Source organism: Bradyrhizobium sp. B039, from assembly GCF_038965675.1.
In the GTDB taxonomy this organism is placed as follows: Bacteria; Pseudomonadota; Alphaproteobacteria; order Rhizobiales; family Xanthobacteraceae; genus Bradyrhizobium; species Bradyrhizobium diazoefficiens.
Genome location: NZ_CP152416.1, coordinates 3,501,577 through 3,524,523, shown reverse-complemented (window position 1 = coordinate 3,524,523; position 22,947 = coordinate 3,501,577). Strand labels below are relative to the sequence as shown.

Sequence of the window (22,947 nt, the reverse complement as noted above, 5' to 3'; positions counted from 1 at the left end):
GGCGCAATCGGCCCGCATTTGCGAAAATCATATTCAGAAAATGTCATTTAGCAAACCATAAAATATCTGATCACGCGCCCGCTGCGGGCGAGCCAGCGGCCTGCTGCGGTTGTGGCGTACCGGCACGGTCGACGAAGAGGTCGGTGAGCCCAGCCCCGAGCCACATGCCGCCGAGCACGAGCCAGGCGGTGAGCGCGAATATCGAGGCGCCGGTCACGCCCGCGCCGACCGCGCAGCCGCCGGCGAGCATCGCGCCGAAACCCATCAGCACCGCGCCGAGCAGATAGCGCCGCATGCCGAGCCCGTCGAAAAACCCCTCGAGCTTCAGCTCATGCGCGCTTGCCGCAGCGACGAACGAGCCGAGAAACACGCCGGGAATGATGCCGAGGTCGAAGCCGAGCCGGATCTGCGAGCTGTTCAAGACCAGCATCAGCAATTCGGCCGACGGTCCGCTGAAGGTGAGGCTTTTCAGCGTCACCGGTGCGAAGGAGGCCTGCGACAGCTGGTAGGTGAAGAGCCAGCCGGCGACGACGGCTACGCCCGTCGCCAGCGCGGCGAAGATCAGCCGGCGCGGCAAATGGCTGCGAAAGGCGAAGGTGAGCCCCGCGATCAGCCATAGTCCACCGAAAGCGAGCTTCTCGGGCGTACCGCCGCCGAACGCCGCCATGATGTCGCGCGACGGCCCGCCGTCGACAAGCCACAGATTGGTCACCCACTCGCGCGCAGGCGACAGCAGGCCGCGATAAGAAGCCTGCGCCGTCACCGCAAACACCAGGCCCGACAGCAGCGCCCTGAGATTGCCATTGGCCGAGAGCACGAGCAGCCGGCTGGCACAGCCGCGGGCCAGGATCATGCCGCAGCCGAACATCATGCCGCCCACGAGCGCACCGGAGATGCTGCCCTGCTGCGCGAGCTGGCGCGCCTCGGAGGCGTCGAGCAGACCGAGCGCGACAAAGGCCTGCGTGCCCACCAGCGCCGCGGCAAAGGTCAGGAGCCAGACCGCAAGGCGCGGGCCGCCCTCGCCGCGGGAGAACTCGACGGCGGCGGCGCGCAGGCAGAAGCGGCTGCGCTGGGCGAAGAATCCAAAGACGCCGCCGACCAGAAGGCCGCCGAGCCATGACAGGCGGTCTTCCCCCAGGAGATCGATGAGTGTCGTCAGCACGGCCGCCTCAGTGTTCCTTTGAGGTCTGCCAAGTCTATCGCTCGCTGCGGTCGCGCCGTATGAGCCAAATCAAGGCCCGGCCGCATCGGCGCCACGCCTGCTCAGGGCCGCAGATAGGCATATCCCTGCTGTTGCAGCTCGGCGAGCCGCACCACGCCGCCCTTCTCGGCTACCACGAAGCCGGGCGTGAGGTCGTCGAGCTTGACCCCCTGCGCCTTCATGGTGTTGGCGCAGGCATCAAATCCGACGCCAGCGTCGGCGAGCTTCTTCATCATCGCAACGGTGTAATCTTCGGCGGCGAGGGCGTGGAAGGCGCGAAGCGCGGGCCCATGCACGACCAGCCTGATATCGGCCTTGCCGGGGCCACCAACGCCATCGACATGGTTCTGGAGGTTGCCCAGAACGAAGACGACGCGGTCGGCATCGGCGAGGTGATAGACGACGCGCTGTCGCGCCGGTGTTTCCGTCGCCGCTGCCGCTTCGCGCACGGCAAGAGCACCAAATAGTCCGGCAAGGCTCGCGCCAAGCATGGATCGACGCTGCATGGTCCCTCCTAACGTGTCCGCTTGATGAATTCGGCGATACGATCGGCAGCATCTTCCGCGAACAGGTCGCGGAAGAAGTGATCGGCGTCCTCGATTCTATCGAGCTGCACCCTGCCGCCGCTCGAATCGGCAAGCGGTGCAAAGGACGCTACCACGTCGGGCACGACCGTATCCTTGGTCGCGGCGAGCACCAGCACAGGGAGCTTGAGCCGCGCCACGAGCGCCGCGGCGTCCTGGCCGGTGTCGGCGGCATAGAAGGAGGCAAAGGCGCGCGCCGTCACCACCGCGTTGCGGCAATAGATGAAGCCCGGCACGTCCATCCACTCGCCACCGCGGCCCGCCGCGACGGTCCTCGTTGCCTGCTTCAGGAACGGTTCGAGCGGCTTGCCGTAGGTCTGGGCATAGGAGGCGCGCAAGTCGGCCTCGGCTTTCGCCGTCACCGGCGCCAGCAGCACGGCACCCGCGACCGGCGGGGGTTCGCCCGCCGCCAGATAGCGCGCGACCTGGTTGCCGCCGCGCGAGTGACCGAGGGTGAAGACGAACCGCGACATGCCCCTCGCCTTGGTCACCCAGGCACCGATCTCAGCAACCGCATCGTCAACGACATAGTCGTGCCGCGCCGCGCAGTCATACATGCCCTTGCGGCGGTCGAGCCCCAGCGACAGGGTATGGGCGAGCGAAGCGATGCCGCGCTGCTCAAGCGCCTTCGCGACGCCCTGAATGACTTCCATGTCCTTGTGGGCGAGCGTGCCGTGGGTCATCACGACCAGCGGCGTATCCGGTCCCATCGAGGCAGGTGTGCGCAGTGTCGCGAGGGTCGTGCGGCCGCCGGCCGACAGTTCGAGCTCCTGCTCGGCCGCGCCGGCGGGCGGCGCGAGAAGGAGCAAGACAGCCAATCCCATCAACCATCGCATCGGCGGCTCTCTCCTTACGGCCGGACAATCGTCCAGTTCTTTTCCGCGAGATCCATCAGTGCGGCAACACCAACCCGGGTGACGCTGATGCCCTCGATCAGCGGCGGTCGCCTGCCTTCCTTCACCGCAAGCGTCTCCAGGGTATTGCCGCAGGCGATGAAGCTCACATTGGGCATCGATTTCAGGAAATTCAACAGGCGCTCCTTCACCGGCGAGCGGTCGTCGAGCAGCATGTCGAGGCCGCCATTGAAGGCAACCACCACGATCTCGACGTCGTCGCCCTGCCCGGAATAATGCCGCGAGACGTTCGCCGCAACATCGAGGACGGCGCGCATCTTGGCCGGGTCGTCGTCGCTGATCTGCAGCGCGAGCCGGTGCGGTTCGGTCGCCCGGGACGGAGCGGCGGGACTTGTCATGATGAAGGCGGCAGCGAACAAACTGCGAAGCAACCCACGGCGGCTCGCCCGGCCGCGGATCATTCCACGCCCCGCGACTTTCCGTCCCTGGTATCCTCAGGGGTCACGTCGATGACGGCAGCGCGCGCGGTGATCTTCACCGGCTCGATGCAATCCCTCATGCAGGGGTCCTTCTGCCAGAACGATTTCTCGCTCGTCGCCCGATCGTCCATCACAAAGCCCTGCTCGTTCGGCATCTTGATCGTGGCAAGGTTCTTGTTGGTCAGCTCGAAATTCTGGTCGGTGACAACGTCGTTCAAGTACAGGACGTAGGCGACCAGCGCATAATACTCGTTGACCGAGAGCGACTCCGCATTGCCGTAAGGCATGGCGTGACGGACGTAGTCGAACACGGTCGAAGCGTAGGGCCAGTACGAGCCCACCGTCTTGACCGGATTGTCTGATGTCAGCGAACCCTTGCCGCCCGCCAGCACTGGCCAGCGGCCGTTACCCTCGCCGAACTCGCCGTGGCAGGTCGAGCAGTTGTCCATGAAGAGCTTCTCGCCCTGGGCGACCGTGCCCTTGCCCTCCGGCAGGCCCTGACCATCGGGCCGCACGTCGATATCCCAGCCGCGGATTTCCGCCGCGGTCGGCGCGCGGCCGACGTGATAGCGCGGACCGGCTTTGGGATCGGTCTTCTGCTGCGCGGGCGCGGGCGCGCACATTGCGCAAATGAGCAGTGCCGCGGCAGCAAACTTAAGCGACTTCGACATTCTCGACCTCACCATTGGCCTGCACATGCCAGGTCTGGATGCCATTGTTGTGATAGATGGAGTTGACGCCACGGATCTTGCGCAACTCGGCCTTGCTCGGTTGCACGTAGCCGGTCTCGTCCTGCACGCGCGATTGCAGCAGCAGCGGCTCGCCGTTCCAGTCGAACTCGTAGTAGAAGCGCGTCAGTGCCTTGTCGAGCACGGGGCCGTCGAGCCGTGCCGGCCACCAGTTGCGGCCGCCATCGAGCGACACGTCGACGCGCCTGACCTTGCCGTTTCCGCTCCAGGCCAGCCCGGAGACGATGGTGAAGCCCTTGCCGTGCCTGATCGGCGCCTGCGGACTAGGGCTCGTGATCACCGACTTGGCGTCCATCGACCAGGTGAACCGACGTGCCTTTCCGTTGGGCATCAAGTCGGTATATTTCGACGTCTCCTCGCGGGTGTGCCAGGGCTGATCGCCGACCTTGATGCGGCGCAGCCACTTGACCCAGAGATTGCCCTGCCAACCCGGCACCACGAGCCGCATCGGATAGCCCTGTTCGGGATAGAGCGCCTCGCCGTTCATCTTGTAGGCGATGATGCAGTCGTCGAGCGCCTTCTCGATCGGCAAGCTGCGATCCATCGCGGCCGCATCGGCGCCCTCGACCAGCAGCCACTTACCGTTGGTCTTGACCCCTGCTTCTTCGAGCAGCGTACGCAGCGACACGCCGGTGTACTGCACGCAATGGATCATGCCGTGGGTGAACTGACAGCCATTGAGCTGCGCGCCGCGCCACTCCATGCCGGAATTTGCTGCGCATTCCATGAAGTGAATGCGGTTGACGCGCGGATAGCGCTTCAACTCCTCCAGCGTGAGGATCAGCGGACGCTCGACGAGCCCATGGATCATCAGGCGATGATCGGCCGGATCAACCTCGGCGATGCCGCCATGATGCCGCTCGAAGCAGAGGCCGTTCGGCGTGATGATGCCTTCGAGCTCGTGCAGCGGGGTGAAGCTCACCGAGGACTCGCGCGAGGCGGTCAGCCATTCGACGTCGCGCCGGACGACATCCTTCTCGAACTTCGAAGGCTTGCCGTAGGGGCGCACGGCGACGCCCTCGCCGAGCGACTTGGTCCATTCCGGGACGTTGGGAGGCTGGTTCGCCGGATTGCCGCCGCCGGCCAAGGCGGGCTTCGCGAGCACCGACGCCGCAACGCCGGCGCCAGCGGCCAGGAAACTGCGTCGGGATTGCTGGGGACTGTCCATCTTCGACATCGCTTCTCACGCTCCCGTCACTTTGACAGCTCTGTTGGGTTCGAGGCGAACCGTCTTCTGTCGGGTCAGATAATTGGCCACGACCTCCCAGATCGGCGGCCCTTCGGTCCCTTCGTTGACGCTGGCCCAACCTGCGACCTGATATTCCCTCGCGGGATCGATCGGCGCACCGGTCTTGAGTAGCTGCATATCGGAGATGCGGCTGCCTTGCGGCTTCGCGATATCGATCGCATAGGACAGACCGCCGATGCGCACCATGTCGCCACCCTGCTGATAGTAGGGATCGACGTTGAAGAGATTGTCCGCGACGTCCTCGATGATCTCCTTCAACCGCGAACCCGTCATGCCCATGCGATAGACCGCCGGATAGGTGATCGCGGTCGCGTTGGTGACGTCCTCGAAGGTGATGTCCTGTCCCGGCAGCACGCTTGTGCCCCAGCGGAAGCCCGGCGAGAGCGCGATCTCGGCGTCGCGCTCCTGCAACAGGGCCTGGCAGATCAGGTCGTCGAAGGTGCCGTTGAAATTGCCTCGCCTGTAAAGCAGCGAATCCGTCTTGCCGAGCACCTTCGATAGCTCGGGCGCGAAGAGCTTTCGTACCTCGGCGATCTTCGCGGCCATCTCGGCATCCGCCGCGATCACATCGGAGAACAGCGGAATGAGCTTGAAGCTGTAGGCCTTGACCTCGCCGTCGCGGACGTCGAGGTCGAGCCGCGACACGAACTTGCCGGACGAGCCCGACGCGATCAGCAGGGTCTTGCCGACCTTGACCGCTTCGGGCAGCGCGTCATGGGTGTGGCCGGTCAGGATGACGTCGATGCCCTTGACGCGGGAGGCCAGCTTGCGGTCGACGTCGAAGCCGTTGTGCGAGAGCAGCACGACGAGCTGCGCCCCGTCCTTGCGCGCTTTGTCGACCTGGGCCTGCACGTCCTCCTCGCGGACTCCGAACGACCAGTTCGGGATCATCCAGCGCGGATTGGCGACCGGGGTGTAAGGGAACGCCTGGCCCAGCACCGCGATCTTGACGCCACCGCGCTCGATCATAGTCGAAGGCTCGAACGCCGCCTCGTTCCACTCGGTATCGCGGATGTTGAGGCCGAGGAAGGGGAAGCCGAGCCCCTCGATCGCCTGCTTGACCCGCTCGGTGCCGTAGGTGAATTCCCAATGTCCGGTCATGGCGTCGGGCTTGAGCAGGGCCATGCAGTCGATCATGTCCTGGCCCCGCGTCTTCAGCGAAGACCACGAGCCCTGCCAGGTATCGCCGCCGTCGAGCAGCGCGACCTTGTCGCCGCGCTCGGCGCGGATCGCCTTGATCACGGTGGCGGCCCGATCGAGCCCGCCGATCTTGCCGTAGGTCTTGGCCAGCGCCTCGAAATCCTCCGACGTCAGTGCGTACGCGGCCGAAGAACCGGGTGCGATGCCGAAGCGGGCGAGAAACTCCTTGGCCGTCACGTGCGGCGGCAGCCCCTTCGCCTCGCCGACGCCGAGATTGGTCGAAGGCTCGCGGAAGTAAAGCGGCATGAGCTGGCCGTGAATGTCGGTCACATGCACCAGCGTGACGTTACCGAGCGGCTCGAAGGCCAGCAATTCCTTCTGGGTCAGGCGCTGCTGGGCGAACGCCCGGGTCAGGCTCGAACCGGTACTGGTCGCCAGTGTCGCCGTTGCTGCAGCAACCTGGATGAACTCGCGACGAGAGATCATGCGCAATGCTCCTGCAGGCTCATCGTTTCAATTGCGCACCGAGGGCGTCTCGACCGGCAGCCCGATGCCGCGCCAGGCGACATAGAGCTCAAGCGCGAGAAACTCGTCGGAGAGCGGCTTGAACGGCTCGGCGCGTACATCGAACATGCAGCCTTCGAAGCGCTCATGCAGCGGCACCAGGCGCTGGTCGCGCAACCGATAGGTCGGAAAGCCGTTGGTCTGGCCCTGGCTGAGAAAATCGGCGCGCATGAATTTTCCGTTGTTGCGCTCGTGGCACGACTCGCAGGCCAAATCGAGCTGGCCGTAGCGCGCGTAATAGATCTGCTTGCCGCGCTCGAACCAGGGCGACATCGGACCGTCGGTCTTCACCGCCACCGGCATACCGTGCGATTGGTATCGCACGAAGGTGGTCATGTCGGTCAGTTCCTGGGACTTGAATTTCCAGGGCTCCGCCTTCATGTGCTCGGTGCGGCAGATGTTGATGCGCTGCTCGAGATTGACCGGCCTCTTCCGCTTGTCGTCCCATTTCGGTATGGCGGCTCCGACGCCCTTCATGCTCGTTTCGGCCTCGCCGTGACAGCTCATGCATGACTTCCCTTCGCTGCCCTCCGCCCTCTTCCAGACGTCGGCGGCACGCTCCACCGCCAGAAAGCCGGGGTTCTCCAGGTCGTCGTCCTGCAGCGCCCGCGTTTCCTTGCTGCGGAACTGGTAGCCGGAGACGATCGTCTTGAAGACGTGTCCAGGCGGCGCGGAGATGCCTTTGCGTTCGGTCTCCTGCGCGAAAGCACGCGTCGCAAGCGATGCGACCGCGACGATCGCAACGGCGAGTCCAACGTATCGCGAAAGCATCCGCTGTCTCCCTCGAAGCTCTCCGGCATTACGCCTTGAGCGCGATCTTCTCTTCGGCCGTGATCACCGAGCCGTCGTCATCGGTCCAGGAGAACTTGAAGGTCCCGGCTTCCTCCACCTTCGCATCGAACTGGATGTAGGGGTTGGCCGAGATCGCTGGCTCGAGCGCGCAGGCGAAGACCGGCTTGCCGTTGAATTCGCAGGCAAACCTGTTGATGATCCTGCGCGGGATGGGCTTGCCTTGCGCGTCCTTGCGCTGGCCCGATTCCATGACGTGCGAGACCAGGGTCTTGATCTGGATGACCTCGCCCTTGGCCGCCTCCTTGGGAAGCTTGATGCGTGGTTTGTCTGCCATTGTTCTCTCCTTGCGCCCTAGCCGCCGCAGCCGCCGATCGTTACCTTCACGGTCTTCTGCTCCGTGAACAGCGCGCCGTCGCTCATCTTCGCGATCGCAACCACGTTCTGCGTGGCCGCGAGCCGGATCCGGATCGAGGCCTCCGCCTTGCCCGAGACCGGTGTGAACATCAGCGTCGCGACGCCGGCGTTCGGATTGCCGTCGGCGAGAATCATGACTTCCTTGACGTAGGATTCCGTGGTCATCGGGCTCTCGACCGTGAGCGACAGCGGCACGGTATTGCCATTCTCCGCGATCTCCGGCAGGTCGAGCGCGATCTTGCCCTTGACCGGCTGCTTGCCGCCGGTGAACTTCTCGATCCACTTCGCGGCGTCATTGCTCACTTCGGCATCGGCCGCCATCGGCATCAGGGTCAGCATGACGAAGCCACCCCCGAGCGCGAATGCCTGCCGTCGATTGATGGCTTTCATTCCAGATCCTCCTCGCCGTCAGTTGAGCGTTTTGAGATAAGCGACCACGTCCTCGACCTGCGCGGCCGACAGAATCGACTTGCCGACGAACTCCGGGCGCACACGGCTCAAGCCGTCGCTTTTGAAGAACGCCGGCATGACCGTGTCGGTGAAGATGCGCTTGGGATCGGCGACGATGAGGCGCAACTGTGCCTCGCTGTAGCGGCCGGCGACGCCGTCGAGCGACGGGCCGAACTCGCCGTGGAATTCCTCGGATTTCAGGCTGGTGACCTGGTGGCAGGCGAGGCAATTGCCCAGCGTGCGCGTCAGGAACACCTTCTTGCCGGCATCGGGATTGCCGGGTGCGCCGGTCAGCGATTTGGGCAGAGCGTCATTGACGACGTCGAGCTTGATCGGCTCCTGCGCGCAGGCGCTTCCGGCCGAAAGACATAGCGCAAACGCAGCCGCGAGCGAGCGCCGCATGTTCCCTACCCTTGATGGCGAGGTGACGCCCGCCTCGTTTGCGATGGACTCACAATCCATCAAATTCAGTTATTATGATATGTTCATATAAGAAGCGGCGTCAAGACAAATTCGCAGGGCCGGTGTCAACTAGCCGTTTGTGGTAAGAAAATCCCGGAACGAGCCGCGCTCGTAAGCCCGCTCCCGCACGAAGCGAAACATCGCCAGAAAATGCTGCGGCTTGAGATAGCCGGGTGCCCGCGCCACCTCCCGCGCCATCGGCTCCTTTGCCTCAATGCCGTTGGACGATGGAGGAAAGAACTGGAATGTCGGGGTGAACCTGATCCCGTATTTCTGGGCCAGATCCTTCTCGGACAATTCCTGGCGATCGAAATCCGTAACCTTGCGGGAGCCGATCAGATTGAGTTGCAACACCTCGAAATTGTCGCGAATGTAGGTCGTGATCGCCGCATCGGCAAAGTTTACCAGATGCGTCTCACGGCAATAGGGGCAACCGCGCAGCTCCCACATGATCGCAAGGCGCTTGCCGCCGGCGGCAGCGCCTTCGAGGTCCTCGCGCAGATCGAGGAAGCTCTGCAGAAACCAGGGCTCGTGATAGAGCCCATCTTCTCCAAGCGCCGGCTCAGCGGCCGCCTCGCCGCGGCGGGCGACAAGAGCCGCGCCCGATGCTAATGCGAGAAAGCCGCGTCGCGTCAGCCAGCCGGGCGACGTCAGGGATTTGTGCTTTGGAAGGATCTTGCGCATCGGTCACTTTCATTATGATATTCATATCTACGAATGTGACAAGGATTTCCGATCTTGCGCTGCATCATCGCCCTGTTGGCATGGCTGACGTCGAGCGCGCTCGTTCTCGGCGCGAAGGCCGGCAAACCCACGGATTTCGTATCGGCGATGGGGCCGATCATGGATAATCTGCGCAGCGCGGCGAGCTATGCGCGCACCGGAAGCATCGCGCTGGCACAGATGGAGACCGACGCGGCGGCGGCCACGTGGAAACGGCTTGAGCCAAGCGCGTCCGGTCCCCTGCCCGCTTATGCTCCGGCCGCACTGGCGGAATTTCTTGGTGACGGCGGTGAACGGCTCGCGGCCGCAACGCGCGCGCTGGACGGCGGCGACAATGTCGCCGCCGGTCGCGAACTGCTTGCGCTGCGCAGGTCCTTTCATGAACTCAGGCGTCGTTCGGGCCTCTACGATCTCGGCGACTGCGTATTCGAGATCGCGCCGGCCATGGAAAAGCTACGGGTGGCGGCCACGCGGTATGGCCAGCAGCCGGCGCAGGCATACGCCGAGGAAACCGTTGCCGCCGCAAGCGCATTCCGCGATCGTCTGCAGCGCTGCAACGAATGGGCAAGCACCGAGATCGCCGGACAAGGCGAGTTCCGCCGCCTCATAGACGGCGCGATCGCGAGCAGTGGAGAGATCGCCCATGCAGCGATGGCCGGCGAAGGGCCGCTCGTGCATCGTTACCTGATCGAACTGCAGTCCTATGCCCAACTGCTCGATTTCCGCTACGGCTAGCTCAGCCGATGGTGGTCAGCCCTGGAAAACGCTCCAGCAGCCACTCTGAAACCGCCGGCATTAGACCGGTCAAGAACATCAGGCCGGTCGCGACTAGAAAGACGCCCATCGTCTTCTCGACCAGGCCAAGATGCCGGCGCGCGCGGCCAAGCGCGACAATGAACCTACCGGTGAACGCGGCCGCGATCAGGAACGGAATGCCGGTCCCGATCGAATAGGCGAAAAGCAGCAGGGCTCCTCGTCCGGTCGTGTCCTCCGAGCCTGCCATCAGCAGGACAGCGGCGAGAATGGGACCTGCGCAGGGCGTCCAGCCGAACGCGAATGCCAGGCCCATGACGAAGGCCCCCGCCATCCCGGCCGGCCGGTTGTCGACCTGCACCGTCGCACTGCGATAGAGCAGCGGAATCCTCAGCACACCTAGAAAATGCAGGCCCATGACGGTGATCAGGCCGCCGGCGACGATGCCGAGCGTTGAGAGATGCGCGGAGATGAGGCGTCCCGCGAGCGAGGCGGTCGAGCCGAGCGCGACGAAAACCAGCGAGAAGCCCGCCACGAAAGCGAGTGCGGAGACCAGGATGCGCGGCCGCAGGTCGGGCTTGCCACCGGAGAGATCGTTGACCGAGACGCCGGCCATGTAGCAGAGAAAGGGCGGAACCAGGGGCAGGATACAGGGCGACAGAAACGACAACAGCCCCGCGACGAAGGCCGCCCCCAGCGTGACGTCCAAGGTCATTGCGTCTCATCCCTAGAACATATGCGAATTTAATGATATAAAGCGCCAAGGAAGTCCAGAGGTCCGTTACGCAGGATGAACAGAATCATCGCCTGGCTCGCAGTCATTGTCGCGCTCGCGCTGTCCGCAACGGGATCGCGCGCGGCCGAGCTCGTCATGTTCGAACGGGCCGGCTGCGTATGGTGCGCACGCTTCAATGCCGAGATCGCGCCGATCTATGGCAAGACCGAGGAAAGCCAGACCGCGCCGCTGCGCCGGGTCGACCTGAATAGGCCCCTGCCCGCCGACCTCGCCGGAATCGATCCCGGCGCCTTCACGCCGACCTTCGTCGTGGTAAAAGAGGGCCGTGAGATCGGGCGCATTCGCGGTTATCCGGGGGATGCCTTCTTCTTCGGCCTCCTGAACCGGATCCTGTCCAGCACAGGATCCGAACCGGGCAGGTCGTGACCGCTCTCAAGGATTTTACTCAGGGGAATTTGAGACGATGCCGCTGCCAAAGCTGAAGGAGATCGAGGGCTCCGCCGAGCTCGAGCAGATGATGGAGAAGGCACGCGAGGCGAGCGACATGCTTAAGGCGCTATCGCACGAGTCCCGCTTGCTGCTGCTCTGCATCCTCGCCGAGGGCGAGAAATCGGTGACCGAGCTCGAGCAGTTCCTCGGCGAACGGCAGTCAACCGTCTCCCAGCAGCTCGCGCGGCTCAGACTCGATCGGCTGGTCACCACCCGCCGCGACGGCAAGGCGATCTACTACAGCCTCGCCAACGAGGACGTCCGCAAGATTCTCACCGCCGTCTACGACGTGTTCTGCGAGCCGGTGCGGCGGCGCCGCCGGTAATTTTCCGTTCTGGATTTTCGCGCCTTCCCGGCGCAGACTGTCTAACAAGCAGAACGAACATCCCCGGGAGGAATGCTGGGCTCTTCGACCATAGCGTTTGCATGCGGGCTTGCCGCCGGTGCCGTGCTCGGCGTTTCCGGCCGTGCGGGCCGCTTCTGCACGCTCGCAATGCTCGAGGATGCGTTCTTCGGATCGGATTTTCGCCGGCTCAGATCCTTTGCTCTGGCCGCGGCGGTCGCCCTGCTTACGACCCAAGCGCTGGCCGAGTTCGGCATCATAGACCTGTCGCGATCGATCTATCTCACAGCATCGATCGGCCTGGGCGGCGCGATCATCGGCGGGTTGATGTTCGGCGTCGGCATGGCGCTGGTCGGCACCTGCGGTTTCGGCACGCTGGTGCGCATCGGCGGTGGCGATCTGCGTGCCATCGTGGTCTTTCTCGTGCTCGGCCTGTCCGCGCTCGCGACTATGCGCGGCATCACCGGCATGCTCCGCGTGAAGCTGATCGAGCCATTGTCGGTGCGCCTCGCCGAAGGCAACAACCAGACTCTGACTTCACTGCTCGGGGCCGGCAGCACGACGCATGCAATCCTCGTCATGTCGATTGCCGCCGCGCTCGCTTTCTGGGCACTCGCGGATGGCCGGCTGATCCGGTCGCCGCGACTATTGGTTTCCGGTCTTGCCGTCGGCGCCGCGATTGCGTTCGGATGGTTCGCGACGGGGTGGCTCGCGGATGACGAATTCGATCCCGCGCGCGTCTCCTCGCTCACCTTCGTTGCCCCGCTTGGCGACACTATCCTTTACATTGCCACCTTTTCCGGCGCGCGGTTGAACTTTGGCATCGGCTCGGTCGCCGGCGTCGTCGCCGGCTCGTTTGCGGCCGCCATGCTCGGGCGCGGCTTTCGCTGGGAGGCTTGCGACGACGCCCGTGAATTGAAGCGTCACATGAGCGGCGCGCTTCTGATGGGGATAGGCGGGATCATGTCAATGGGATGCACCATTGGCCAGGGATTGACCGCATTCTCAACACTCGCTCTCTCGGCGCCGATCACAATGCTGGCGATTGCCGTCGGAGCGCGGCTCGGGCTTGAGTTCACGATGACGGGCGAGTGGCTGCCAGCAGTGCGCAAGCTGTTCGGCGTCTCGACGTAGTGGAAAACCACCGCTTCTGCACCGAGGCATTTTCCGCCCCACTCAACTCTCGCGAACGTCCGCGGCGAGATGAAAAGCGGCAGACGCGTACGCATTCACCCCGAATAAAAACCGTCGCCGTCAACGGGAGCCGTGTCGATCAAGCTCATCGATGGGAGCCGGAAACAATTCCCGGATTGATGCCGACGACGTTCAACCCGCACAGACTTCCCAAACGACCGACACGCTCCCACTGATTGGTACTGCGTCCAGAGTACATTGACCAGGCCGACATGCTGGCTTGTCCGACGTTCATGGCGATCGGCGTCATCATGTGGAGACGAAATTCGGCTTCGGAGCGAGGGGCCGTCGCCGCGGCAGATCGGCAGCGCACCAGCTTCCCTCTCGGATATCAGCGTGCGTCGGGCCGCGCTCTACCCCACGATTACCAGCGCGAGCAGGCCGGAGCCAAGCAAGGCGACGCCCGCGAGCGTAACCGCCAAGAAAGCAAGAGATGTGAATTCCTCACGCATGGATGTGTGGCCAAGGATTCACCATGCTCCGACCATCACAAGAGTGGCGATGCTCAAAGCCGAGCAGCACAGAATGATGACTGGCGCGACTAAATCTTGGTGAGATCGCATTGCTGGCTCTCCCAGTTAGAAGGCTTGGAGATAGTAGCTCGGCAATGTGTTTCCCTGACTTCGAGGTTGCTGGAAAGTGGTTTCAATCCGATGTCATTTGTTTCGTCTTCGCGCGGGCGAATGAAGTCTCCTCACGGGTTCGCGAACGCGAAACGGAACCAGAGACCGATTCTCCCAATCTCGGATCAAACCTCTGGATGACGCCTCGTCCGGGTTGATTTTTGACAGACACAGTTGTTCCGAGGCCTCGATCTGGCGTACGCGTCTTTAGGGTGAACCGTCGTGCGCGGCCCCGCGCCCAGGGCTGGCGCGACTGAGACCATCTGCGGATGTCCCGGTTCGATGCTGCTGCCCTTTTCCTCAATTGACACAGGGCTCGCTTATCGGCACGGTTTACGTCCATATCCATGCTGGAATGATTTGCAGATCCGGCGGCGTCGGCCCGCAAACGCGCAGCGTGCAACACGACCGCCTCATTTGATGCTCCGGGCGGAACAACCGCTGAAGTTGGTAGATGGCTCCATCGAGAACGGATACGGGCCGGCTTAATCACCAGATGGAGGATGATCCGTCCCGCCCTCATCCGCACGCCACCGCTCATCCCCCGGCTGACGATCACGTCGCCGAGGACCGAGGGCCGCAGCCACGCACCGATCACGGCAACAGTGCGCCCATAATTCACCCGCCTCACGAGGCCCCCGCCTTGTCGTCCGCGCACTTCGGTTCCGGGCAGGAGGAGTCCGGACGTGTGACAGCGATCGCGAATTGGATGCAGCGAGGACGCCGCATCTGGCGCGGGCACCTTCAACGCGATCAACTTCCCGAGGCGACCGGAGGCTCGATGGGAAACATCGAGCGCTGGTTGCTCGCGTTGCTGAGCGTTCTCGTCATCGTGAGTTGCGTCTGCGCGACCATTGTCTTGATGCAGGCCACGGCGCTCAAAGCGGAGATCGCCACGCTGCAACGCGAAATCATCGCGCTCAAGCTACGCGTAGCCAGGCTCGATCAGATCGCAAGCGCCAATGAGGCCCGCGACAAGCCAAGCACCGAAGCACCCAAGCCGCCGGCCGAGAATCGCCCCGACCAGACTGCTCTCGTCCTGTCGCGCGAAGAGATTCAGCTGATCCGCGACTACATCAAGCCCGCCCCGGTTGCGGGCTCCGCGACCGAACAGATCAAAGTCGGCGATCCCGTCACGGGAGAAACAATCCCGTTCCCCTCTCCGATCACGGAGAAGGTCCGCAAACTACTCGGCGCGAGATTTACCATCCGCAACGGCGTGATCGTCATCACCCGAATCGGCAGCCGTCACGCTGATGTTGTGATCGGGCCCAATTGATGAGAGGCCGCTCACGCCACGTGCAGCCTCCCAAAGCACGTTAGCGTGCATATCCGACCAGCATCCGCCCTTTGCTGGTAGTTATTCCACCTATGGCTGATTATTCGGCGGCCTTTCAATGAACCGACGGCTACCATTGAGAAGCTCAAGGTTATTGGCGATAACCGGGTTACCCGGATCTAGCGAATAGGCCTTTTCAAACTTCCGTCGCGCCGCACTCAGATTGCCGCGCAGCATGTACGAATAACCCTGATCATTCAGGATCTGAACGGTCTCGCCCCCGAGCCGAATCGCCTGGGCATAGGCCTGATCAGCCAGGTCAAAACGACGCAGGCGGTCATAGCTTGCCGCGAGCCCAACCCAGGCCGTCACGTCCTTCGGCGATTTCTCGACGGCGTCCTTGAAATAGCGCTGGGAGATCCCGTAACTGCCGCGGTTGAAATGCTCCAGCCCCAGCCGCACGGGCTCGTCCGAAGGATAATATTTGACGTCGGTCGGCTCCTGCACGGGGTCTCCGCCCGGCGGCTCCACGGGAGCGACGATCGCCGCGTCTCTCAGCGTGGTCTCACACCCCGCAAGGCCGGTCGCCAACCAGCAACAGGTCAGCATAAAGATGATGCGCCGCATAAATCTTGTCCCCGCCCGGCCCATCGGAATCACTGAAATATCATCGTTGAATTACCCAAAGCTCAGGCCCCTTGGCCCCTTTACCTGCTCGGTGCGCCGCCGACCGGCACCGATACGCCACTGGCCGTTCCAGGCGGCAATCCTTCGATGTTGACGTTCTGCGTCGGCGTCGTCCGCACGCCCAGTTGCCTCGTCGCATCGCTGATGTCGGGAAGCTGATCCACCGGCTGTTGTGTCTTGCCATAACGAGTCACGGCGGCGCCAACGCGCCGAGCGTCGTACGCGATCCTGCGGTCACCGACGTTTCGCGGCCATGGATGGATCGTATGGGTGACGGCGTTGACCTGCTTGGCATCGCCGGCGGTCATCGTGAGGGTATCGGAGCGCTGGAAATAGCGGTCCATCTCGTCATGACCGGCGAGGCCGTAACATCCCCCGAGCAGCAAGGGCGCGAACAGAACCAGACACCTTATGGTCATCTCTCGCTCCTAGTTGAGGGTCTTTACGACCGGCTGGTCGACAACGGCGGCCGGGGGTGGAACGGGCGTCCGGAGCTCAGGAGCGATGATGTGGCCGTACGGGCCCTTCACGTCGCCGCCGGAATTGACGTAATCGTTGTAGCGCTTGCGGACTTCCATCTGGCCATTGAGGAAGAAGTCGACGTCATTGGCCGGAAGACGGGAGTCGAGCGGAGATGCCAGTTGCTGACCGGGCGCCGCCGGCGCAACCAGGCGCGGCGTGACGATGATGACGAGATCCGTTTCCTGCTGTTGGTACGACTTGCTGCTGAACAAGCTTCCGATCACCGGCACCGAGCCGATCCAGGGCAATTGCGAAACGTCCTGGCGGTTGCGGGTCTGGAGCAGGCCGGCGATCGCAAAGCTCTGGCCGTCGCGCAGCTCGACCGTGGTCCGCGCGTCGCGGCGGGTCAGCGCCGGAATGATCGTCCCCGCAATCTGCACCGCATTGGCGAAATCAAGCTCGCTGACCGACGGCTCGACCCGAAGGTTGATCACGCCGCGCGAAAGAACGGTGGGCACGAAAGCCAGCTCAACGCCGAACTTCTTGAATTCGATAGTCACGGTTGGCACGAGGCCAGCGGTACCTGCCGTCGACGCCACAGGCACTGGGAATTCACCGCCGGCCAGGAAGCGGGCGGCATCACCGGACAGCGTGGTCAAGTTCGGCTCCGCCAACCGGCGGGCCAATCCCTTGGTTTCCAGCGCCGAGATCAACAAGTCCACCGAGCCGCCATTGCTGGTTCGGATGATGCTGGTCAACAAGCTTCCAAACGGGGCCGGGGCGACACCGCCCGCAGTGCCAATGAGCGTACCCAATGTTCCAAGCACCGGCAGGCTCCCCGTCGGCGGCGTGCCGACAGGAGTCCCGCCCGCGCCGAGGGGACCAGTGGCGGTATTGAGACCCCCAATCGGTCTTCGACCGGCGGCGGTGACACCGCCCTGCCCGGTAATACCGACGTTGGTGCCATTGGCATTCGCCGCATAGAGGTTGACGCCGAGATCTCGGCCGGCGTCCCGGTTGACCTCGAGAAAGCGCACCTCGAGCATCACCTGCTGCGGCGCCGCGACGCTCATCGCGTTGACGACAGTTCCACCTTTCGCAACGGTGCTGGTAGCAATTGCCATGGCCCGCTCGGCCGCAACCGCATCGACGGCGGTTCCGCTCAGCACCACCTGGCCCTCGGAGGCCGAGACGCGAACACCCTGCATGCCGGTGCCGGTCCGGATGTTCTGCTGCAGATTGCCGGTGTCGATCACGACCTCGACGTCGAGGATCCCGATCTGCTTCATCGAGCTGTCGAACAAAATGACGTTGGTAGTGCCAGTCTGCTTGCCCTGGACATAGATCAGGTGATCGCTCAGCGACTTCACGTCGACGATGTCAGGCGAGCCCGCGACAATCGTCGCAAAAGCCGTATCGACCTTGAAGGTGCGTGACTTGTTGACGACCACCTTGACCCGCTGGACGTCGTTCATTTCGCTGACGAAGACGCCGCCGCCAGAGGAGCCGCGCCGATCTGCGGCCGTGGCGCTGTCAACGGAATTGAACAGGGCAAGCGTGGCGCCGAGAGCCATCACGCCGAAGGCGGGAAGCCCCCCTACCGTCTTACCTGAAACGCGACCGCCACCCATTCGAGTCCCCCCGCCGCGATCCGCGGCAATCCCCCGCGAATCTACGTGCTCGATGCCCCTAACAGTTCCCTCCGCGCACCACGTCGCAGAGTTTACATTCCATCCGATTACAAATCGTTATTACGTATTTCCAAGATCACACCCCTCATTCAGCCTCCTTGCAAGAAGAGAGGCTTACCGCACTGCGGCAACAGCTGAGAAAACTCTCCGATGTTGCCAGCCTGCACCACTTTTCCCCGTTTGCTTGGAACCCTCCTGCTGCACAAGCGCGCAGGCGTCCCGCCGGCGCCCCGCTTTGGCGAGTTCCTTGGCAATTTTCGGAAGATCCGTTCGGACAACCGCGACTCACGCTTCCTCTTGCCGAAATCCAGACGCTTTCTGGAATGGTTGCCTGGTTCCACTAAAAGGGAATTGTGGTGGACGCACTCGGCGCGTTCAACGCCGTGCCCCAGATCGGCATCAGCATGTTGAAACTCGGCTGCGATGCCGTAACCGTCAGTGCGGAGGCTCCAGTCGTCGTGTTCAGCGTCGGCGAGAGACCGCCGCGATACAGGAACGGCGCCGCGTTCTGCTTGCCGGTTGGGGACAGGGGATCGCCGGTGCAGGACGGCGACTGAGGCGGGCTTTGAAGCACGGCAGGCGTGTAGCAGTTGATCATGACCGCCCGGGCGCCGGCGCTCGCGAGCATCCGCAAAGACTGCATCGTGATTGCATAGCGTCCAAGATCGAAGATGGCGAAGATCAATGTGAAGAACGACACGAAGACGAGGATAAATTCGAAGGCCGCGAAGCCGCGATTGTCGAGCTTCCTCATCATTGCACCAACGCGACAACTTGAGTGTGAACGATGGTGGCCGGATCACACCCCTGCGTGCTCAGGTAGCCGCCACCGCTCATGTCGAGCGTTTTCGCGATCACTTGTGAACAGGTCGTATTGGTACTGGCAGTCGTTCCGGCCCAGCTAACGTCGACGTGGGGGAAGTACACGGTCCCGCCCAGGCTAACCAGACCATTACCGTTTATGGTGACCTTATTGCTGGTCTTGTTCGGAGCCTGATCATCAATCAGGACGCCATTCAGATCCGACGAGAAACTGTTGGTCGCAGGTGCGGAGAGGTCAACTGTGCCCCCGGTGATGGAAAGCTTCGTGTCTCCGAGCAGTACGAGGGTTACGCCTGTCCCTTTCAGTTGTCCGCCGGTCATCTTTATAGTTGCGTTGTAGAAGAAATATGTTCCCGGGTCCAAAACGTACTTATCCCCGTTCGACACCGTGAAGTTACCGTAAGCTCCACTCCCCGCGCTATTCGGCGCGCAATGCTTCCACCCATCCGCCTGAACAGGACATACCGGGTTTGTATTGCCAGTCCTGCTGTTGAACGATTTGGTGTCCAGTTTGCTGAGCGGATTGTTTGCGTACGGCATGAAATAATTGTGCGGCACGCTGACATTGCTACAGGAGCCTGAGGGGGTGCAGCCACTTGCACCATAAATGGCCCATCCCGAACCGGTGAAGGACGGAGTGCTGGCAAGTTGAACACTGGTGTCCGACATTATCGCGCAGCCAGTTCCGTTGTTGCTGAGGTTACCAGCAAGCTTGAGCGCGCCCGAGTCGGGTCCAAGCGCCAAGGCGCACACCTTGGTCGGCTGCTGGACCAGCGCAATGGCTTGGGAGGGGATGTTGACGGTCGTCAAACCCAGCACTGCCGCCAGGTAGGCGGGCTGTTGCTGGCTGACCCTGGCGCGAACGGCGTTGCCGACGCCCGCGGCCGGCGTTGTGAACGTACCGGCATTGTAATCGCCGATATCGATCTGCACTGCCCGCGAGATTCTGCTCGGAAGGCTCGTCGCACAATTGGTGCCCGGATAGGCGGTGTCGCCAGCGTTGCAGAACGCGTTCTGTGCCGCGAATTGCTTGCCGCGATAATCCACTGATTGTGCATCGCAGGCCGCATTGGCAATATTGCATGAAAGCCGCAAGGCGCCCGAGTAGGCGGCCGCGTCGGCGGCGTTCTGCGTGTGCTGCTTGGTGACGTACCACGATCCCGCCTCGGCCCCGAGTGCGACCACGCCGATGAGCGGCACGAGGGCGATGACTGTTACGAATGCGACCGAGCCTCGTCTGGAACGGAGCAGATTGCGCATGGAAGCACCTACTGGAAGCGTTCAGAGGAAGGCAACGTGTACGTACAACTGCTGGGGCACAGCACCGATCTCAAGACAATCGGCGCCAAAGTGACCGTCGTCGAAAATGTGATGTACTTGGGAGAAGCAATATTGCCTGGCGAGCATGTAGCGCCTGCATCACCGCATTTAACCTGGATGTTGCCGATCGTATAACCGGCGACTGTCGTCTGTAGCCCTGACCTCCAGGTCACCGTGCCGTCGGGGCCGAGCGGATTGTAGTATTGGACATATTGCCCGAAGCTGCGCAACGCCGACCAGGCAGAGATAAACCGGAAGCTGGCAGCGGCCACGTCGGCGAGCGGCATGAGCAGGAACGACACCAAGAAAATGTAGACGATGATTGTCTCGAACGCGACGGCGCCGCGTTGATCCGTGATAAAAGGCTTTTTACGACACGCGCGCCTGCCTCGATCGTTACTCGCCACTTCCGATCGCCGAGTCCGGGCAGCGATTTGGACGATCTCCATGACAATTCGGCCACGCATAGCCACTCACCAAATATAAGGGACCATTCGCCAACGCGACGCTTCGTAGCTGGAATACTCCGGGCAAGTGCGTCGAAGCAGGTCCTCCTCGTAAAGAATTCGGCATACCTGGATGCTGATATGCAGGACCAGCACGATCACCGTGACCGGTGTCAGGTATTGCAGCACGACGCCCAGCACCACGATTTCTTCTGCGGCATAGAGCGGGTGCTTGATCCATCGATACGGACCGGTCTGCACCACCGAACGCGCCTGTGGCACCAGACTGAACGATCGACCTAGATGCCGGATAGTGACAAGCATCATGATCGTGCCGACCAGCACGCAGGCTGTCGATGCTAGGTTTGGCAGCGTTTCGTCGGTCTTGCCCAGGAAGCTGATGGTCCATGGCAAATAGCTGCCGACGAACGCCGCTATTCTTGGAAGCAGGCCATCTGCGTGCGCCTTTGCCGGCGAGCGGGTCATGATCAACAGCGCCAGGAGCACGTAGAAAATGCCAAGGCAAAAGCCCGACAGAAGCGATGGCCATGGATCGGCAAGCGACGACCCAACCTTGATGGCGACGCAAAGTGCCAGCAGCATGAACCACAGGCTGCCGAACAGTTGCATGATCCGATCGTAAGAACAGTTTTTCGACAGGGCGACTGTGCTCATGGCTACTTCCCGAAGCTGGCGAACGAACGCACGAGGTGCAGAATGGGACTTCCTCCCATGATGACGAACATGGCCGGAAGCAGGAACAGCACCATCGGGATGGTCAGCTTGGCGCCCAACTTGTGCGCCCTTTCTTCGAGCTTGGTCATACGTTCCCGCCGCAGGTCGACGGCGATACTGCGTAGCGCCTGGCTCAACGGCGTTCCGTATTGCAGGCTTTGGCTGATCATTGTGCCGAACCGGCGAAGCCCCTCTGAGGTAGCTGCCAAATTATCGAATGCGTCGATGCGATTCGGCAGCATCCGCAGATCCTCAAGGAGACGGTGCAACACCCAGGCCATGGCGGGATTGGACGGTTTCATCTCTTCCGCGACACGTCCCAGCCCGCCCTCCATGCCCATTCCCGCTTCGCTGCACACAACCAGCAAATCAATCATATCCGGCGTGCCTTGCCGAATGGCGGCATCAAAACGCCGTTTCATCACCGACAGAATCAAACGCGGCCCCATAATTCCGACCACGACGCCCATGAGCGTGAAGATCACCACATCGGCAAGTGCCCTTCCCGAAAGCTTCGCAAGAAGCAGCGCAATGACCGGGAACAGGAACATGCTGACGACCTTGACGCCGATCCAGGTCGGCAAGGTTCGATGATGATTGAAACCGGATGAGTGAAGGATCGTTCGCAGCTGATCCAGATTCTCCTCGGCGTAGAAGCGCCGATACCGCATGCCGAGCCATGAAAACCAACCGGTCACGTCCTGGAAGGGTGCTGACCGGTAAGGCATGCCCAGCACGGCGTTTGACACCCGTGTATCCAATGCACGGACGTGCATCTCGCGGATGATCAACACACAGGTCGCCGTCCCAGCTGCCAACGCGAGAGCCACCAAACTGAGACCAAAGGTCATAGTTCTGTTTCCCGTCTGACCATCCAACTTATCACCAGGTGCCCGACAAGCACTGAGGCCACTGCGTAAGCAAGGAGCTTGTTTCCAGTCGGATCAGAGAACAATAGATCGACATTCTGCGGATTGGCCGTGTAGAGCACCCCACCCGCAATCACGGGCGAGATTGCGAGTGCTCGTGAGGAAAAGATCACCTCTCCTGCCAGTGCCTTGGCGCGAGCTGCCAGCGCAACACGCTGACTCACGGTGTCTCCCAGCGTCTGCAAGGTTTCGGCCAAGCTGCCGCCTGACTTCAACTGGACTGCGAGTGTCACCGCAAACATCGCATACTCTGCCACTTGCGATCGCTGATAGACTGCTTCGACGGCCTCCTCCGGAGCTCTCCCCAGAGTCATTTCGCTGCATACGATGGCAAACTGCCCAGCCGTTGGTTGCGGCATCTCGCGCGCGATGGTGCGAAATGCTTCATGCACAGGCAGACCCGATCGAACCGTACCTGTCACCAGCTGGATCGCGTCAGGCAGCTGTCGAAAAAGTTGAACGGCGAAGCGACGTTGCTGCCATCCGAACAGACCTCGCACGACCACCAAGGCAGCAATTGCAGCTACGACAGACGCGTAGAGAATGGAAAATCCCAGCTGGCCGTTAGCATAAAAGATTGCGGCTACCGTGATGGCGGCGGCAACTAGCACATACGCCGGATGCCAGGTGTGAACCATCTCGGGCTTGTAATTGGCCAGGCGGCGGAGAAACAGGGACCGGGCTCCAGTCTCCGACCGGCGAATGGATGGCAGGTTGGCCGGATGGGAGGCCGGTAGAGCTATCGCCAGCTGGCGCTGCATGCGTCGTTCTCGACCG

27 protein-coding genes are annotated in these 22,947 nt (G+C 62.5%); 5 read left to right on the top strand and 22 right to left on the bottom strand.

Translation table 11 applies throughout. From position 1 onward, the window contains the following. Window positions 1–70 precede the first annotated feature (70 nt). The 12 genes from AAFG50_RS16435 to AAFG50_RS16380 form a co-directional block, all read right to left on the bottom strand. A complete protein-coding gene (locus tag AAFG50_RS16435) occupies window positions 71–1,162 on the bottom strand; it encodes a YeeE/YedE family protein (RefSeq protein WP_028171923.1) in 1,092 nt (363 codons plus the stop codon). 101 nt (window positions 1,163–1,263) lie between these two features. Beyond that, a complete protein-coding gene (locus tag AAFG50_RS16430; protein ID WP_028171924.1) occupies window positions 1,264–1,707 on the bottom strand; it encodes a DsrE family protein in 444 nt (147 codons plus the stop codon). Window positions 1,708–1,715: 8 nt separating this feature from the next. Then, window positions 1,716–2,621 carry an alpha/beta fold hydrolase gene (locus AAFG50_RS16425; protein WP_028171925.1) on the bottom strand — a complete coding sequence of 302 codons (906 nt, stop codon included), beginning with the start codon at window positions 2,619–2,621 and terminating at the stop codon, window positions 1,716–1,718. Between the two features lie 14 nt (window positions 2,622–2,635). Beyond that, window positions 2,636–3,037 (bottom strand): DsrE family protein, encoded by a 402-nt coding sequence (locus tag AAFG50_RS16420; RefSeq protein ID WP_231166726.1) that lies wholly within the window; start codon window positions 3,035–3,037, stop codon window positions 2,636–2,638. A gap of 59 nt (window positions 3,038–3,096) precedes the next feature. Then, window positions 3,097–3,834, bottom strand: a complete 738-nt coding sequence (locus tag AAFG50_RS16415) for a cytochrome c (RefSeq protein WP_162185828.1) — start codon at window positions 3,832–3,834, stop codon at window positions 3,097–3,099. Beyond that, a complete protein-coding gene (soxC, locus tag AAFG50_RS16410) occupies window positions 3,773–5,044 on the bottom strand; it encodes a sulfite dehydrogenase (protein ID WP_011086300.1) in 1,272 nt (423 codons plus the stop codon). The genes AAFG50_RS16415 and soxC overlap by 62 nt, the downstream gene beginning before the upstream one ends. A gap of 6 nt (window positions 5,045–5,050) precedes the next feature. After that, on the bottom strand, window positions 5,051–6,742 hold the full coding sequence (soxB, locus tag AAFG50_RS16405) for a thiosulfohydrolase SoxB (RefSeq protein WP_028171927.1): 1,692 nt from the start codon (window positions 6,740–6,742) through the stop codon (window positions 5,051–5,053). Between the two features lie 27 nt (window positions 6,743–6,769). Then, window positions 6,770–7,591 (bottom strand): sulfur oxidation c-type cytochrome SoxA, encoded by an 822-nt coding sequence (soxA, locus tag AAFG50_RS16400; RefSeq protein ID WP_028171928.1) that lies wholly within the window; start codon window positions 7,589–7,591, stop codon window positions 6,770–6,772. Window positions 7,592–7,619: 28 nt separating this feature from the next. Beyond that, window positions 7,620–7,946: a thiosulfate oxidation carrier complex protein SoxZ gene (soxZ, locus tag AAFG50_RS16395; protein WP_011086297.1), complete on the bottom strand. Its 327-nt coding sequence runs from the start codon at window positions 7,944–7,946 to the stop codon at window positions 7,620–7,622. 17 nt (window positions 7,947–7,963) lie between these two features. Continuing rightward, window positions 7,964–8,416, bottom strand: a complete 453-nt coding sequence (soxY, locus tag AAFG50_RS16390; RefSeq protein WP_011086296.1) for a thiosulfate oxidation carrier protein SoxY — start codon at window positions 8,414–8,416, stop codon at window positions 7,964–7,966. Between the two features lie 18 nt (window positions 8,417–8,434). Then, complete coding sequence (gene soxX, locus AAFG50_RS16385; RefSeq protein WP_028171929.1) at window positions 8,435–8,878, bottom strand: sulfur oxidation c-type cytochrome SoxX; 444 nt, start codon at window positions 8,876–8,878, stop codon at window positions 8,435–8,437. A gap of 129 nt (window positions 8,879–9,007) precedes the next feature. Then, window positions 9,008–9,622: a thioredoxin family protein gene (locus AAFG50_RS16380; protein ID WP_011086294.1), complete on the bottom strand. Its 615-nt coding sequence runs from the start codon at window positions 9,620–9,622 to the stop codon at window positions 9,008–9,010. Window positions 9,623–9,676: 54 nt separating this feature from the next. On the opposite strand from AAFG50_RS16380, the gene AAFG50_RS16375 reads away from it, so the two are divergent. Beyond that, window positions 9,677–10,396: a hypothetical protein gene (locus AAFG50_RS16375; RefSeq protein ID WP_028171931.1), complete on the top strand. Its 720-nt coding sequence runs from the start codon at window positions 9,677–9,679 to the stop codon at window positions 10,394–10,396. Window position 10,397: 1 nt separating this feature from the next. On the opposite strand, the gene AAFG50_RS16370 is transcribed toward AAFG50_RS16375, so the two are convergent. Beyond that, complete coding sequence (locus AAFG50_RS16370; RefSeq protein WP_028171932.1) at window positions 10,398–11,129, bottom strand: cytochrome c biogenesis protein CcdA; 732 nt, start codon at window positions 11,127–11,129, stop codon at window positions 10,398–10,400. Between the two features lie 75 nt (window positions 11,130–11,204). Here AAFG50_RS16370 and AAFG50_RS16365 point away from each other — a divergent pair, with 75 nt between their 5' ends. The 4 genes from AAFG50_RS16365 (at window position 11,205) to AAFG50_RS16350 (ending at window position 15,078) form a co-directional block, all read left to right on the top strand. Then, window positions 11,205–11,576: a thioredoxin gene (locus AAFG50_RS16365; RefSeq protein WP_028171933.1), complete on the top strand. Its 372-nt coding sequence runs from the start codon at window positions 11,205–11,207 to the stop codon at window positions 11,574–11,576. Between the two features lie 37 nt (window positions 11,577–11,613). Beyond that, complete coding sequence (locus AAFG50_RS16360; RefSeq protein WP_011086290.1) at window positions 11,614–11,964, top strand: metalloregulator ArsR/SmtB family transcription factor; 351 nt, start codon at window positions 11,614–11,616, stop codon at window positions 11,962–11,964. Window positions 11,965–12,036: 72 nt separating this feature from the next. After that, window positions 12,037–13,116 carry a YeeE/YedE family protein gene (locus AAFG50_RS16355; RefSeq protein ID WP_011086289.1) on the top strand — a complete coding sequence of 360 codons (1,080 nt, stop codon included), beginning with the start codon at window positions 12,037–12,039 and terminating at the stop codon, window positions 13,114–13,116. Between the two features lie 1,464 nt (window positions 13,117–14,580). Then, window positions 14,581–15,078, top strand: coding sequence for a hypothetical protein (locus AAFG50_RS16350; protein WP_231166682.1), 498 nt, complete (start codon window positions 14,581–14,583; stop codon window positions 15,076–15,078). A gap of 90 nt (window positions 15,079–15,168) precedes the next feature. Here AAFG50_RS16350 and AAFG50_RS16345 read toward each other — a convergent pair whose 3' ends face one another. From AAFG50_RS16345 to AAFG50_RS16305, 9 genes are all read right to left on the bottom strand, one after another. Further along, the gene (locus tag AAFG50_RS16345; RefSeq protein WP_028171935.1) at window positions 15,169–15,705 is read right to left on the bottom strand and encodes a tetratricopeptide repeat protein; all 537 of its coding nucleotides are present in this window, start codon (window positions 15,703–15,705) and stop codon (window positions 15,169–15,171) included. Between the two features lie 80 nt (window positions 15,706–15,785). Then, entirely contained in the window at window positions 15,786–16,184 is a 399-nt protein-coding gene (locus tag AAFG50_RS16340; RefSeq protein WP_028171936.1) for a hypothetical protein, read from the bottom strand. A 9-nt stretch (window positions 16,185–16,193) separates the two neighbouring features. Then, a complete protein-coding gene (locus tag AAFG50_RS16335; protein ID WP_028171937.1) occupies window positions 16,194–17,858 on the bottom strand; it encodes a type II and III secretion system protein family protein in 1,665 nt (554 codons plus the stop codon). A 400-nt stretch (window positions 17,859–18,258) separates the two neighbouring features. Next, window positions 18,259–18,672 (bottom strand): TadE family protein, encoded by a 414-nt coding sequence (locus AAFG50_RS16330; RefSeq protein ID WP_231166681.1) that lies wholly within the window; start codon window positions 18,670–18,672, stop codon window positions 18,259–18,261. Then, on the bottom strand, window positions 18,672–20,000 hold the full coding sequence (locus AAFG50_RS16325) for a pilus assembly protein TadG-related protein (RefSeq protein ID WP_028171939.1): 1,329 nt from the start codon (window positions 19,998–20,000) through the stop codon (window positions 18,672–18,674). The genes AAFG50_RS16330 and AAFG50_RS16325 overlap by 1 nt, the downstream gene beginning before the upstream one ends. A gap of 8 nt (window positions 20,001–20,008) precedes the next feature. After that, window positions 20,009–20,509, bottom strand: coding sequence for a hypothetical protein (locus AAFG50_RS16320; protein ID WP_231166680.1), 501 nt, complete (start codon window positions 20,507–20,509; stop codon window positions 20,009–20,011). 24 nt (window positions 20,510–20,533) lie between these two features. After that, on the bottom strand, window positions 20,534–21,181 hold the full coding sequence (locus tag AAFG50_RS16315) for a methyltransferase (protein WP_028171941.1): 648 nt from the start codon (window positions 21,179–21,181) through the stop codon (window positions 20,534–20,536). A 2-nt stretch (window positions 21,182–21,183) separates the two neighbouring features. Beyond that, the gene (locus tag AAFG50_RS16310) at window positions 21,184–22,092 is read right to left on the bottom strand and encodes a type II secretion system F family protein (RefSeq protein WP_028171942.1); all 909 of its coding nucleotides are present in this window, start codon (window positions 22,090–22,092) and stop codon (window positions 21,184–21,186) included. Next, window positions 22,089–22,931, bottom strand: a complete 843-nt coding sequence (locus AAFG50_RS16305) for a type II secretion system F family protein (protein WP_231166679.1) — start codon at window positions 22,929–22,931, stop codon at window positions 22,089–22,091. The genes AAFG50_RS16310 and AAFG50_RS16305 overlap by 4 nt, the downstream gene beginning before the upstream one ends. Window positions 22,932–22,947 lie beyond the last annotated feature (16 nt).

What these genes read in the sequence shown, in the direction of transcription:
- AAFG50_RS16365 (WP_028171933.1), top strand. Translation starts at nt 11,205, where the DNA reads ATGAACAGAATCATCGCCTGGCTCGCAGTCATTGTCGCGCTCGCGCTG.
- AAFG50_RS16335 (WP_028171937.1), bottom strand. Translation starts at nt 17,858, where the DNA reads ATGGGTGGCGGTCGCGTTTCAGGTAAGACGGTAGGGGGGCTTCCCGCC.
- AAFG50_RS16340 (WP_028171936.1), bottom strand. Translation starts at nt 16,184, where the DNA reads ATGACCATAAGGTGTCTGGTTCTGTTCGCGCCCTTGCTGCTCGGGGGA.
- AAFG50_RS16305 (WP_231166679.1), bottom strand. Translation starts at nt 22,931, where the DNA reads ATGCAGCGCCAGCTGGCGATAGCTCTACCGGCCTCCCATCCGGCCAAC.
- AAFG50_RS16330 (WP_231166681.1), bottom strand. Translation starts at nt 18,672, where the DNA reads ATGAGGAAGCTCGACAATCGCGGCTTCGCGGCCTTCGAATTTATCCTC.
- AAFG50_RS16430 (WP_028171924.1), bottom strand. Translation starts at nt 1,707, where the DNA reads ATGCAGCGTCGATCCATGCTTGGCGCGAGCCTTGCCGGACTATTTGGT.
- soxC (WP_011086300.1), bottom strand. Translation starts at nt 5,044, where the DNA reads ATGTCGAAGATGGACAGTCCCCAGCAATCCCGACGCAGTTTCCTGGCC.
- soxZ (WP_011086297.1), bottom strand. Translation starts at nt 7,946, where the DNA reads ATGGCAGACAAACCACGCATCAAGCTTCCCAAGGAGGCGGCCAAGGGC.
- AAFG50_RS16320 (WP_231166680.1), bottom strand. Translation starts at nt 20,509, where the DNA reads ATGGAGATCGTCCAAATCGCTGCCCGGACTCGGCGATCGGAAGTGGCG.
- AAFG50_RS16425 (WP_028171925.1), bottom strand. Translation starts at nt 2,621, where the DNA reads ATGCGATGGTTGATGGGATTGGCTGTCTTGCTCCTTCTCGCGCCGCCC.
- soxA (WP_028171928.1), bottom strand. Translation starts at nt 7,591, where the DNA reads ATGCTTTCGCGATACGTTGGACTCGCCGTTGCGATCGTCGCGGTCGCA.
- AAFG50_RS16420 (WP_231166726.1), bottom strand. Translation starts at nt 3,037, where the DNA reads ATGACAAGTCCCGCCGCTCCGTCCCGGGCGACCGAACCGCACCGGCTC.
- soxB (WP_028171927.1), bottom strand. Translation starts at nt 6,742, where the DNA reads ATGATCTCTCGTCGCGAGTTCATCCAGGTTGCTGCAGCAACGGCGACA.
- AAFG50_RS16370 (WP_028171932.1), bottom strand. Translation starts at nt 11,129, where the DNA reads ATGACCTTGGACGTCACGCTGGGGGCGGCCTTCGTCGCGGGGCTGTTG.
- AAFG50_RS16415 (WP_162185828.1), bottom strand. Translation starts at nt 3,834, where the DNA reads ATGGCATCCAGACCTGGCATGTGCAGGCCAATGGTGAGGTCGAGAATG.
- AAFG50_RS16350 (WP_231166682.1), top strand. Translation starts at nt 14,581, where the DNA reads ATGGGAAACATCGAGCGCTGGTTGCTCGCGTTGCTGAGCGTTCTCGTC.
- AAFG50_RS16325 (WP_028171939.1), bottom strand. Translation starts at nt 20,000, where the DNA reads ATGCGCAATCTGCTCCGTTCCAGACGAGGCTCGGTCGCATTCGTAACA.
- AAFG50_RS16355 (WP_011086289.1), top strand. Translation starts at nt 12,037, where the DNA reads ATGCTGGGCTCTTCGACCATAGCGTTTGCATGCGGGCTTGCCGCCGGT.
- AAFG50_RS16310 (WP_028171942.1), bottom strand. Translation starts at nt 22,092, where the DNA reads ATGACCTTTGGTCTCAGTTTGGTGGCTCTCGCGTTGGCAGCTGGGACG.
- soxX (WP_028171929.1), bottom strand. Translation starts at nt 8,878, where the DNA reads ATGCGGCGCTCGCTCGCGGCTGCGTTTGCGCTATGTCTTTCGGCCGGA.
- AAFG50_RS16380 (WP_011086294.1), bottom strand. Translation starts at nt 9,622, where the DNA reads ATGCGCAAGATCCTTCCAAAGCACAAATCCCTGACGTCGCCCGGCTGG.
- AAFG50_RS16345 (WP_028171935.1), bottom strand. Translation starts at nt 15,705, where the DNA reads ATGCGGCGCATCATCTTTATGCTGACCTGTTGCTGGTTGGCGACCGGC.
- AAFG50_RS16360 (WP_011086290.1), top strand. Translation starts at nt 11,614, where the DNA reads ATGCCGCTGCCAAAGCTGAAGGAGATCGAGGGCTCCGCCGAGCTCGAG.
- AAFG50_RS16315 (WP_028171941.1), bottom strand. Translation starts at nt 21,181, where the DNA reads ATGAGCACAGTCGCCCTGTCGAAAAACTGTTCTTACGATCGGATCATG.
- soxY (WP_011086296.1), bottom strand. Translation starts at nt 8,416, where the DNA reads ATGAAAGCCATCAATCGACGGCAGGCATTCGCGCTCGGGGGTGGCTTC.